Source organism: Paenibacillus xylanexedens (genome assembly GCF_017874615.1).
In the GTDB taxonomy this organism is placed as follows: domain Bacteria; phylum Bacillota; class Bacilli; order Paenibacillales; family Paenibacillaceae; genus Paenibacillus; species Paenibacillus xylanexedens.
Genome location: NZ_JAGIKV010000015.1, coordinates 1 through 12,545, shown reverse-complemented (window position 1 = coordinate 12,545; position 12,545 = coordinate 1). Strand labels below are relative to the sequence as shown.

9 protein-coding genes are annotated in these 12,545 nt (G+C 47.6%); 8 read left to right on the top strand and 1 reads right to left on the bottom strand.

Translation table 11 applies throughout. The features are described 5' to 3' along the window. Positions 1-38: 38 nt before the first annotated feature. A complete protein-coding gene (locus J2Z28_RS19095; protein WP_211083739.1) occupies positions 39-857 on the top strand; it encodes an endonuclease/exonuclease/phosphatase family protein in 819 nt (272 codons plus the stop codon). Positions 858-1,019: 162 nt separating this feature from the next. Here the strand turns inward: J2Z28_RS19095 and J2Z28_RS19090 are convergent, their stop codons facing one another. Further along, a complete protein-coding gene (locus J2Z28_RS19090) occupies positions 1,020-1,847 on the bottom strand; it encodes a methyl-accepting chemotaxis protein (protein ID WP_211083737.1) in 828 nt (275 codons plus the stop codon). 360 nt (positions 1,848-2,207) lie between these two features. Between J2Z28_RS19090 and J2Z28_RS19085 the strand changes: the two genes are divergently transcribed. From J2Z28_RS19085 to J2Z28_RS19055, 7 genes are all read left to right on the top strand, one after another. Next, the gene (locus J2Z28_RS19085) at positions 2,208-4,451 is read left to right on the top strand and encodes a glycoside hydrolase family 88/105 protein (RefSeq protein WP_211083894.1); all 2,244 of its coding nucleotides are present in this window, start codon (positions 2,208-2,210) and stop codon (positions 4,449-4,451) included. Positions 4,452-4,717: 266 nt separating this feature from the next. Next, positions 4,718-6,058: an ABC transporter substrate-binding protein gene (locus tag J2Z28_RS19080; protein ID WP_211083735.1), complete on the top strand. Its 1,341-nt coding sequence runs from the start codon at positions 4,718-4,720 to the stop codon at positions 6,056-6,058. 47 nt (positions 6,059-6,105) lie between these two features. Next, complete coding sequence (locus J2Z28_RS19075) at positions 6,106-7,056, top strand: carbohydrate ABC transporter permease (protein ID WP_211083733.1); 951 nt, start codon at positions 6,106-6,108, stop codon at positions 7,054-7,056. Continuing rightward, complete coding sequence (locus J2Z28_RS19070; protein ID WP_211083731.1) at positions 7,053-7,901, top strand: carbohydrate ABC transporter permease; 849 nt, start codon at positions 7,053-7,055, stop codon at positions 7,899-7,901. The genes J2Z28_RS19075 and J2Z28_RS19070 overlap by 4 nt, the downstream gene beginning before the upstream one ends. A 28-nt stretch (positions 7,902-7,929) precedes the next feature. Then, positions 7,930-9,798 carry a cache domain-containing sensor histidine kinase gene (locus J2Z28_RS19065; RefSeq protein WP_211083729.1) on the top strand — a complete coding sequence of 623 codons (1,869 nt, stop codon included), beginning with the start codon at positions 7,930-7,932 and terminating at the stop codon, positions 9,796-9,798. Further along, entirely contained in the window at positions 9,795-11,399 is a 1,605-nt protein-coding gene (locus J2Z28_RS19060; protein ID WP_211083727.1) for a response regulator, read from the top strand. The genes J2Z28_RS19065 and J2Z28_RS19060 overlap by 4 nt, the downstream gene beginning before the upstream one ends. 51 nt (positions 11,400-11,450) lie before the next feature. Further along, the gene (locus J2Z28_RS19055) at positions 11,451-11,996 is read left to right on the top strand and encodes a GNAT family N-acetyltransferase (RefSeq protein WP_211083725.1); all 546 of its coding nucleotides are present in this window, start codon (positions 11,451-11,453) and stop codon (positions 11,994-11,996) included. The last annotated feature ends 549 nt before the right edge of the window (positions 11,997-12,545 follow it).

Here is a 12,545-nt window from a genome sequence, read left to right as displayed (position 1 = left end):
GGGGAAACGGCCATACTACACACAACAGGAGAGTGCATATGAAAATACTTACGTTAAACACACACGCCTGGGCGGAAGAGGATCAACTGAACAAGATCAGTCAACTGGCTGATTTTATTAATACACATCAATTTGATGTGATCTCCATGCAGGAGGTCAACCAATCGATGCAGGAAGTCGCGCTTTCTGAAGAAGAACTGAAGATGTATTATGCTACTGAATCCGACGCTGTGATTAAAAAAGACAACTATGCCTACGTCCTGCTTCAGCAGCTGACAGAGCAATATTACTGGACGTGGATTCCCGCGCATGTTGGGTTTCAAAAATACGATGAAGGACTGGCGATCCTTAGCCGGACGCCGATTAAGCAGGCTTTTGGGGAATACGTGTCCCACATGCGAGATTATAACAACTATCGTACACGCAAGATTGTGGGAATTCAGACGGTCGTTCAAGGTGAAGCAACCTGGTTTGTGAACGGACATTATAACTGGTGGGATGATGCGCAGGAACCTTTCAAGGGACAGTGGGAGTTGACGGAGAGCAAGCTTGCCCCCTACATGGACCAGCCGTTATATATAATGGGTGATTTTAATAATGTCGCGGAAGTGCGTGGTGAAGGCTATGATTATATGATGAGCAAAGGCTGGAATGACCTGTACACCACAGCATTGCAAAAGGATGAAGGAGCAACCGTGGTGAAGGCCATTGCTGGCTGGGCAGATAACAAACGCGATCTTCGGATCGACTATATTTTCTCCAATCGTCCGATTCAGGCTAAATCTTCTACCGTGGTCTTGAACGGTAAAAACGGGCCGGTCGTGTCTGACCATTTTGGCGTCGCTGTAGAGATATAACAGCCGTGTGACCATAAACCGTAAAGGTGATATCACTGCAAATACGAAACAAAGCCTCCGCTGACTTCCTGCAAAGGGAAGTGGCCGGAGGCTTTTCACATTCTAAATCATTTGTTATGTACATTTCACATCGTTTGTTCTTTCTGTTGTGGAACTCTATTGTTATTCGAGCGCCAGCATCTGATGTACAAACTTTTTCAGATTCGCGCTTGTCTCACTAAGCTGTTCGATACTTTCCATGAACTCGGTAACAAGCTTGGCCTGATCCACTGTTGCGGTTGTAATCTGACCGATCTCCTGCTCCATATGTTTCATGGAATCTTGCACGCTGCCTAGGGATGATTCGATATCAGCTGCTGCTTGCTTCGTATGATCTGACAGCTTACGTACTTCACTGGCAACCACACCGAATCCGGCCCCCTGATCGCCCACACGGGCTGCCTCTATCATGGCGTTGAGTCCAAGCAGATTGGTTTGTTCCGATACTTCACGAATGACGTTTGTTACTTTACTTACACTGACCGAGTTCTCTGAAGCTTTTTTGGAGTTGCGCAGAATCTCTTCCGAGGTCGCGGAGAGTTCTTCGGAATGTGCAGCAATCTGCTGAATGCCACCAACGAGCGCATTAATGGTTGTTTCGTTTTCACGGATCAGCGTTTCCAGTGTCATGTGACTATCCAGTGCGTAGTTCACACCCAATATACCCACGACCTGATCGTTCTCTTTAATAGGAATTAGAATGGCATCAAAAGGTCTGCCCTGCAGATCACCAGGCATGCGTGTCACGGTACGGGAATCTCTGTTAGTCAGCATTTTGAAATGTTTATAATCATCATGCAGCTCATCCCCAACCTTCACGCCAATCTCCAGACTTTTTGCTTCGGAAAAATAAAATACTTTCTCATGATCATTAATGGATATGGATATGTCGTCACGGAACATTTGGCTAACAAAAGGCATAGCATTTACCAGAGATTCAAGAGTATTCAATGTGCATCTTTCCTTCCCGATACAAAAAGTGGAATTTTTCAATCTAGTATTTATATCGGTAACGTTTTCTCGTTTTTAAACTATTGTTTAAATTTAAGTTAACCTAGAGAGAAAAGGCGACTAAATCCGATATAATTGTAAGCGTAATCAAAAATCTGTAGCCACCACCGAACATGTCAGTTATACTGGGATTATTATTCGGCTATTCAGAAGATAACCAAGGGACATACCTACTTCCCGGTAAGGGGATTACCCACCTAGGTTAAGCGCTATACTTTATCAATTTAGTGCTCCAGTGTGGATGGTATGAATGCAATGATATAAGACTTTATTTCAACGGGAGAAGGATGTGTGCCATCGATGACGACCTATTTCAGTGAACCACAGAGCATGTATTACCGATTTGGAGAAGATCAGGATCAGGTGCTGAAGGTACTGGCCGAGAGGTATATTGGAGCCAATGCGCAGGCTGATTTTGTATATCGGGTATTCCAGAAGTCTGGTATTTTGCAAAATGAAAAAGGGCTTTATGATCTGAATTTAGGTAAACGCTTTCCTGATGCACCTAAAGACCATATATCCTACGCAGCTGCACTGGTATGGGGGGACGAGGACCGAAACCTGGATGTACTGGTCCGCTGTTATGGACCTGTTCGTTTCTATTTCAATGAGCAGATGGTCTATCGCTCAACCGTAATGGATGAGATTAGTCCAGACGCAACGGTGAAGCTCAGCATCGATATCAAGCCTGGTTGGAACACCATTTGGCTGGAAATGAAAAACACCCCTGCCGGATTTGGCTGCCAATTTGGGTCAGATGAAGGTAAAGTGCGTATTCTGAACGTATTTGCGCCGTTTCAGGAGAGACAGGGACAAGCAGGGTGGGTGTTCTCCCAACCGAACCCGGCTGCGAGTAAGCAACCGGACCTACTTGGAAAAGAATCAGACTATAGCTTGAACTGGCTGCCTGAGACAGGCTGGTCTGATGAAGATAAAACCAAGCCAGCTTTCGAACGAATATACGGGCATCTGCCTGGAAAGCATGCTTATGCCTGGACCCATTTGAACAACAATGACTCAACCGGGATTCAGGTACGATTGTCAGGTCAATCCTCCGGTTCTCTAAGTATATGGATTAGCGGCAAGCCCGTGGCGCAAGTGAAGGAGGCGGGTTCGTTCGAAGTGGATATACCAGTCCCGTTTGGACGGAGTGACCTGCTTGTCCGAAGTGAGTGCAACACTACGGCAGGATCGTGGCATTTTAATCTGAACGCAACCGTGTCGGGCAAGCCGCTCTCACTGGAACTTCCTCAGCGTGTGCACGGTGCTAATGGAGAGTCTTGGTTATATGTTGGACCTTTTGAATCGAAGGTTGAACCGGACTTGGCGGATCTGACTCGAACGGACCGAGTGTATCAAACGGGGCAAGGACAGACATATTGGCGCTTAGATCGACCGGATGCTTGGATCAGACCTTATTATGAAAATGCCATGTTAAGCAACAAATGGACAGTGGGCAGTGTGACCAATTATGGCCGCTGGGATTATCCATTGGGTGTCACTGTATATGGTCTATTACGGACGGGGCGTTATTTGCAAAGACCGGACATTACACGTTATGCGGCTGAGCATGTGCAGGCATGTACCCAGATGTATGAGTACTCCTTATGGGATCGGGAGCAGTATGGTTTCCCGGCAGTCAATCAACAATTGGTCATGCTGAAAATGCTGGATAACTGTGGTTCTTTTGGTTCAGCCATGCTGGAAGCGTATTCAGAGTGTCATGAACCAACGTTTCTTCCGATTGCTGAACGCATTGCAGATTTCATGCTTTCCCGCCTGGAACGGCAGGAGGATGGGGCATTTTATCGCACATGTGTAGGGGAGTATGCCGAGAATACCATGTGGGCAGATGACCTCTATATGAGCACGCCGTTTCTCGTTCGTTATGCCCGGGTGACAGGCAACTCAACCGCATTGGATGAAGCCGCCAAACAATTCTCACTTTATCGGAAGTATCTGTTTATGCCTGAGTTCAAGATCATGTCCCATGTATATGATTTCAAATACGGACAGGCAACTCAGATTCCTTGGGGGCGAGGGAACGGTTGGACACTGTTTTCTTTGACGGAGGTACTGGAAGCTTTGCCAGTAGAGCATCCCGAGCGCCCAGCTTTAATTGATTTTTTCAATGAACTGTGTGAAGGGTACGCAGCGCTTCAAGGGGAAAGCGGGTTGTGGCATCAGGTGTTGAATAATCCGCAGACGTATGAAGAAGCCTCCTGCACGGCGATGTTTGCCTATGGTTTTGCGAGAGGTGTACGCTTTGGCTGGTTCAAAGACCCTGAAGTTTACGTCACAGCTGCCGAGCGGGCTTGGAAGGGACTCATCTGCAAAGCAATTGACCGTCAAGGGAATGTCCATGGCGTGTGTAGCGGATCACGATATGCGTTTACGGCAGAGTATTATGATCAGGACTTGCGTACCGTCACCAATGACAATCACGGAATAGGCATTATGATGCTGGCTGGAACTGAGGTAGCCAAAATGAAGGAACATCTGGCTGAGCACAGAGTGTCTTCACCTGCCGTCTCACATTCCTGACGGACCACCGAGGTCTGACTTTCATACTATCGTTCCTATACAACAAGTTGTCTTCTGCTCCACGTAGTACGGTTGAATACCCGTAATCATATCTGAGACGGGAACATCACCGCCGGGAATATCATTCCCGGTGGTTTTTGATTCCTTCAACTCCTTACTTTTTTGACAGGAAAGCTTACTTTTGTTTATGTCATGCACAGCAATGGACCGATACAATAGGTTTTGTAAGCGATTCCATAGAAGTGAAAAGGGGAGGAAATTCATTTATGATGATCACTAAAAAGTGGGTAACCCTGTTCTGCCTGTCCCTGTTATTGTTCGCTACAGCCTGTTCGGGAGGGGCCTCTGATAAGCCGGCTTCTTCTGGTGAAGCAAGTGGAAGTGAAGGAGACTCTTCAGGCAAGATTGAACTGCGCATGACCTGGTGGGGATCACAGACTAGACATGATCTGACGACCAAAGTGATCCAATTGTTTGAAGAGAAACATCCGGGAATCACCATTAAGCCTGAATATTCCGGTTGGGATGGTTACTTTGACAAGTTGACTACACAGGTAGCCGGTTCAAATGCACCAGATATCATCCAGATGGATTACGCCTTTTTGACTGACTTTGCCCGGCGTGGTGCCTTGCTTGACCTGACCCCGTTTGCAGAGAGTAAAGAGCTGCGGACAGAGGATCATGATCAGAGCATGATTACAGCCGGTTCGATTGACGATAAATTATATGCAATTACCCTCGGAGTTAACGCACCAGGTGTCATCTATGACGCCACCGTATTTCAGGAATTAGGTATCGAAGAACCACAAGAGAGCTGGACATGGAAGGATTTTGGGGATATGGCGACCAAGATCGCCGCAGCCAAAGGTGAGGGGTTCTTTGGATCGGCAGACATTTCCGGTACAACGAACATGTTTGAAGTGTTTATTCGGCAATCCGGGAAAGGATTGTTTGATGGTGGCACAATGACAGCTACCAGCGAGGAGCTTCAACAATGGTTCGATATGTGGAGCGCACTACGCGAGAATGGTGGAGTGACCACAGCGGAGATAACGGCATCCACAACCAATGCGCTGGAGACACGCCCGATCTCACTGGGCACAGCTGCCATGGATTTTGCATGGTCCAATCAATTGCTGACATTCCAGCAGGTGAACAAAAACCAGGATCATAAGCTTGGCATACAGGTACTCCCGCATGGTGTAGGTGAAAAGCAAATCGGTGAATATCTGAAACCAGGCCAGTTCCTCTCCGGTTATGGCAAAACAAAACATCCCAAAGAAGTTGCCATGTTCATTGATTTCATGGTCAATGATCCAGAAGCAACCGCTATTCTTGGTTCTGAACGTGGGGTGCCGGTCAATTCCAGCATTCGTGAACAGATGCAGCCTACGCTGCCGGAAGCGGAACAAGTCATTTTCCAATTTATCGACACCGTATCGAAGAACTCCAGCGAGATTGATCCACCGTACCCGCAAGGATTTGCTGAAGTGGACACAAGTTTCAAGAGCGCAAGCGAGCAGATCGCCTTCGGTCAAGGCAATACTCCAGATGTCATTGCCCAGTTTATCGAAGGAGCCAAGGCTACGCTTGGATCGACTCAATAATAATTGAAACTGTCTCAGACTTCTAATTCTGCGGGGAGGTTGCGAAGATGACGACATCACAGGTCAGTCAAGCACGAATCGAGCGTGTAGCTACCCGGCGAGTCAAACGGAGATATGCGCATAATGGAGCCGCACTTCTATTTCTCGCCCCATGGCTTGTCGGATTGTTATTTCTCACCTTAGGTCCAATGTTGGTATCCTTGTACATTTCGTTCACCGATTACAGTATCTTGGGCGCCCCTTCCTGGGTCGGTCTGGATAACTACACCACGATGTTTACATCGGATAAACTGTTCACCCAGTCGCTCAAAGTCACCTTCACGTATGTCGCTGTATCCGTACCGGTCAAATTGATTTTCGCGCTGCTTGTAGCGATGTTGCTGAACAAAGGGATTCGAGGGCTCGGTATTTACCGGACGGTGTATTACATCCCGACATTGCTTGGAGGTAGCGTGGCGATTGCAATGTTGTGGCGTAAAATGCTGGGTGGGGACGGGCTACTCAATAGTGTGCTTGCCATGGTGGGCATTAAGGCGCCCGATTGGGTAGCGAATCCGAAATATGCTCTGTACTCCATCGTGCTGTTATCCGTGTGGCAGTTCGGATCGTCGATGATTATTTTCCTGGCAGGCCTGAAGCAGATTCCACCCGAGTATGATGAAGCCTCAGCGGTAGATGGTGCAGGTCCCCTGCGGAGATTCTTCTATATAACGTTGCCGATTCTGTCACCCGTTATCTTCTTCAATCTCGTCATGCAGCTGATTACGTCCTTTCAATCGTTCACGCAGGCTTTTGTCATCAGTAACGGTAGCGGAGGACCAGTGAACTCAACCTTAATGTACTCTCTGTATCTGTACAAAAAAGGATTTTCATTCTTTCAGATGGGTTATGCTTCCGCGATGGCCTGGGTGCTGGTGATCCTAATTGGCGTATTTACATTGCTCGTATTCCGCAGCAGCAAGCTGTGGGTGCACTATGAGGATGGTGGGAAATCATGATTGGACAACGGAACTCTACAGCATGGGTCGTCAGCAAACATGTGTTGATCTCAGGCATCGCCTTTGTCATGCTCTACCCGATCCTCTGGATGCTGGGCAGCTCATTCAAACCAGGACATATGATCTTTACAGAGACCTGGTTTTGGCCACAGGAATGGAATTGGAAAAATTACATGAATGGCTGGTCGGGTATTCAGGGTAATCCGTTCTCCCGCTTCCTGACCAACTCTGTCATCCTGTCGCTTGGCGCCGTGCTGGGCAATGTTATCTCTTGCTCTATGGCGGCATATGCCTTCGCCCGACTGAATTTTCGTTTCAAAGCCATCTGCTTTGGCCTGATGCTTATGACGATCATGCTACCCCATCATGTGACGCTGATCCCGCAGTATATCCTTTTCAACCACCTGGAGTGGGTGAATACGTATCTGCCGCTTGTCGTGCCAAAATGGTTGGCGACCGACGCATTCTTCATTTTCCTCATGGTACAGTTCTTCCGGGGATTGCCCAAAGAGCTGGATGAGGCGGCTACCATTGATGGATGCGGTCCTGTGAAAATATACACCAAAATCATCATTCCACTTGCTTTTCCAGCGTTGGTTACCACGATGATCTTTACGTTCTTGTGGACATGGGACGACTTCTTCAGTCAGTTGATCTACTTGAGTGACGTGAGCAAATACACCGTACCGCTGGGTCTGCGTCTGTTCCTTGATTCCAGCTCTCAATCCGATTGGGGTCCGATGTTTGCCATGTCGGTGTTGTCGCTGGTGCCATGTTTTATCGTATTTATCGTGTGTCAAAAGTACTTCGTGGAAGGAATCGCGACCTCTGGGCTCAAAGGGTAATTCCAAGACGAAACGAGTTGATTTTTCCATGAGGAAAGGAAGATGGTCTTCATTCATTAATCAAAAGCTGCAACAAAGCAAGCTCTCCACGTTGATGGTGACTTGCTTTATTGCGTTTAACCTGTTGCTTGTCTCGGTTGTCGTCTGGCTGGCATATCAGTCTTTCTCCGCGGTCACATTTGCCGAGATTAGCAAAGCACGCCTGGCTCTTCTGAACGAAAGCACACGTCGGGGATTTGATTTCATCACAGGGGTAACCGGAACTGCCTATGCTTTGGCAAGCAATCGGGAACTGTCCAGTCTCCTCGAAACGGCTGATACGGGCAGGCTTGCACAGATTCACCAGCGGAGAGAGGTCTCTCGAATTCTGGATCATACCATGGTCGTGAGTGAAGGCATCACTTCCATTGAACTGTATACGGATGTCTTCAATGAAGTGACAGTGACTATGGCTGATCGCATATTTCCGGTGGACACCATCGCACATGACTCTTGGTTTGCTACGCTGGAAAAGGCTGATGCGGCTTGGGTTCCGCTGCGTGAGAACGAATCGGGCCAATCCCTAGTCGGATACGCCCAGCGGATTTTCGACAGTCATGGCGGAACGGTTGCTTATGTGCTCATTCGACTGAGTAGAGCGGACATCGTACGCAGGTTTGCCGATGTACCCATGGTGCTTGATGGAAAAGTCCTGTTGGTAGATACGGCTGGTAATGTCGTAATGCAGATGGGGAGAGTTGATCCAGCAGGGGAGAAGGAACGAGCGGATCGAAGAAATGAAGCGAGTAAAGTACAGGAAACGGGTGGAGCTGTAAATTCACCTTCTTCTATTATAGATAGTGCATGGATTCAGGAACATGTCCAGCATGGTGCAGACGGGTACGAAGTAGTTTCCGGCCAACCTGGAGGTGCTCAATTGGTGCTGTACTCCAGGCCAGCCATGCTTCAGTGGCGCCTTGTACAGACTATTCCGGTATATACACTGTTATCTCCGCTCAGACAAGCGGGCTGGCAGATCCTCGGCATCGCCGTGCTGGGGCTGTTATGCTCGGCTGTACTTGCGTATCTGTTTGTAAGGCAGATCATCCGACCTTTGCGACAATTAATCAAGCGAATGAGACAACTGGAGAAAGGGGACTTCGATACCCGGGTCCAACTTTCGTTTACGGAGGAATATGCCCACTTGGCTTATGGCTTTAATCACATGGCTTCACAGCTCACAACACTGATGGAACAGGTGAAGGATGAGAGCCGGGCCAAGCGTGAAGCCCAGACGGGCTTGCTTGAGGCCCAGATCAAACCCCATTTTCTATACAACACCCTCGACATGATCCACTGGCGCGCACTTGACTACGAAGCCAAGGATATCAGTCGCATGATTGTACAACTCAGTAAGCTGTTACGGATCGGACTGAGTGGAGGGAGATTGTTTATACGGGTTCGTGATGAGTTGGAACATGCCCGTTGCTACGTTAACATCCAGTCAGAGCGGCTGCCGTTCTCCATTCAATATCAGGAGCAGATCGATCCGCATATTCGCGGTTGTTACATTCCCAAAATCATTTTGCAGCCCTTCATCGAAAATGCCGTTATGCACGGGCACTCTGAAGAAGGCACACTTCGAATTCAGGTGCATATGCACGAAGAGGTTGGCCCGCATGAGGATATCGTCATTCGTATCACGGATAATGGGCGGGGTTTGCCGGAGGGGTGGAAACTCGAAGAGACGTGTGGCATCGGTGTACGGAATGTACATCAGCGCATTCAGCTCTATTGTGGGAAGAGGTATGGCGTTCAACTGAGCGATAGAGAGTCAGGTGGCGTGGAAGTGACTATTACGCTGCCGCGTATTGAGACCGACGAGCAATTAAATCTATGGCTGGACGGTGAAAAATGATGAAGACCATTATGCTTGTTGATGACGATCCTCATATTGTAAAGGCATTAACAGATCATATCGATTGGCCTTCTCTGGGCCTCAGCATTGCAGGCACTGCTTCCAATGGCTTGGATGCGCTGGAGCTGTTTCAACGCATGCATCCAGATGTGGTTATGACTGACGTCTATCTACCGGGAATGACTGGGCTTGAGATCACACAGACGTTGCGACGTGATCATCCCCACTTGCCGATCATCATTCTTAGTGGATATGACGAATTCGAGAACGCCCGGGCAGCCATGCGCTGGGGGGTAAATCACTTTTTGCTGAAGCCGGCAGAGGTTGAGGAGATTGAGTCTGTGCTGCGGGAGGTGCTACTGGAACAAGATGTCCGAGAGCGGCATGAGCGACTGGAGCAGACGTACAAGCAGGAGGTTGGACGGGTACTTCCGTATTTGCGCAAACAATTTCTTCACGAACTGCTGACTACGCGATATCGGGCAGACGAGCTGCCTAAAGAGCGCATGGACTATATAGGCATTCATATGTCCTCACAGACACGCGCCATTAGTCTGCAACTGAATCGACCCGTATTTTTGACACGAATGAAAGAACGGGATTGGCAGCTTCTCCGCTATGGGGCGGCCGATATTATTCAGGAGACGGTGAAGGAGCAAGCGGCGCGCATGAATGGTCAGGTAGAGATTGTTGATTATTCGGATCAGGTATTTGTGTTGCTTCTATTAGGAGATAAAGATCATCTGGAGGAATGCCTGCCACTTGTGGAGCGAATGATTGATCAGATCTTTACGTATCTGAAAATTGAAGTGAGTGCTGGAATCGGAAGATCCAAGAGTCACCCATGTGAGGTGATAGATTCCTATCTCGAGAGCAGGGAAGCGGTGGAAACAGCAGAGTTTCAAGGTGGAAGTCGTATTTACCACTATGAAACATCAGAGGAAGCAGAACCAAGTGTGACCGATTATTCATTATTGCTTCGTCAATGGAATGAGGCTTGGGCGGATATTCGACCTGACCTGGCGGAAGAGGTATGGCACCATATTTGCCTTTTGCTGAAAGAGGGGAAATGTGTTGGGATACAGGATGTACAGGTTGTGGCCGTCAGTCTGTTTGACACGTTGATGCATAGCTGGAACCGACTTCATCCTATGTTAGCGCCGCCGCTGGCGATGAGTGATTTTCTGCGTGAAATTCAATCGAAATATGCTTTGCATGATCTGGTAAGCTGGATGGATCGTATTATCTGCGACTGGCTGGAACAGATACGTAAGGAGATGGGCGAGAAGAAAAGCAATAAACTTATCGAGCAGGTGAAACAGTATGTAGAGCTTCATTACGCCGAAGAGATTAGTTTTGAAGCGATAGCCAAGGGGCTGTTTGTACATCCGAAGTATCTGAGTCAACTGTTCAAAAGGGTGACCGGTGAGAATTTCGTGAGTTATTTGAACGGGTACCGGATTCAGAGAGCATTGGAACTGTTGCAGTCGGGACATTACATGGTATATGAGGTGAGCGAGATGACGGGGTTCCGTAATGCGACGTACTTCAGCCAAGTGTTCAAAATGCTTACGGGAAAGAGTCCGTCTGAGGTGGGGTAGAGTGATACAGGTACAGTAATTATACAAAGCGGAAGAGGAGGTATGGTTCTTATGATGATCGTTCAGCAGGAATATTACATTAAAGGCTTATCTTACTCCATTAGATCGGCAGAGGAAAAGGATGCTGAGGCCTTGTCTTCACTACGTGTACAAATCGATGGGGAAACCGAGAACATGGATCGTGAAGAGGGCGAGGCGTATATCGATGCAACCGGGTTTAGGCGGATCATCCATTTGGACACTGAGAAGTCACGGAATCTATTCCTTGTTGCTGTAGTGGCAGGGGAGGTTGTGGGATACTCCCGATGTGAAGGTACAGTGCTGAAGCGCTTTTGCCATAAAGTTGAGTTCGGCGTTTGTGTAGTCCGAGAGTTCTGGGGGCATGGGATTGGCAAGAACTTGTTGGAGAAGTCGATAGAATGGGCAGACCAGACTGGTGTAGAGAAGATGACGTTGAACGTGCTGGCATTTAATGAAAAGGCAATCGAGTTATACCAAAAGAGTGGCTTCGAGATCGAAGGGATTTTGAAAAAGGATCGGCGACACACGGATGGACAGTATCACGACACGATAGTGATGGGCAGGTTCAGAGACTAAAAGTATAAAAAGTGAAAAGCAGTAATGATGTTGAATGGGTCTGTTCACAACCTATATTGAAATTGATTAGACCGGTGAGTGTATATAGGGTATAGTAAGAGGATATTGCCATTGGAAAAAGAGATATTATGAAGAGATTGAATCAAATATATAATCAGTTTTCAGATGGGATATTTTACAAGTAGTAATTGTGTTGTGTATATGATATATTCTATTTCCGGCCAAAAAAACACGAGAAACAAAGTGTCGCTAGGCAAAACAAATAAGCTTCGAAAGAAACTTAAAAAAAGAGCTTGCTAAGTTGGTTCGGAAGTGTTATGATATAAAAGTTGCTGAGGAGAACAACGCTCGGTAACGAAACAGGTTTGATCTTTGAAAACTGAACAACGAGTGAGTAAACGTTCTGCTTGCAGAATGAACGCGAAAGTTCGAGACAAGCCTTGGCTTGGATCGACTGGAGCACAAATGAGATTTTTAATCTCGTCAGATTCAAAATGAGCTTATCGCTCTTTTCAATACTTTATTGGAGAGTTTGATCCTGGCTCAGGA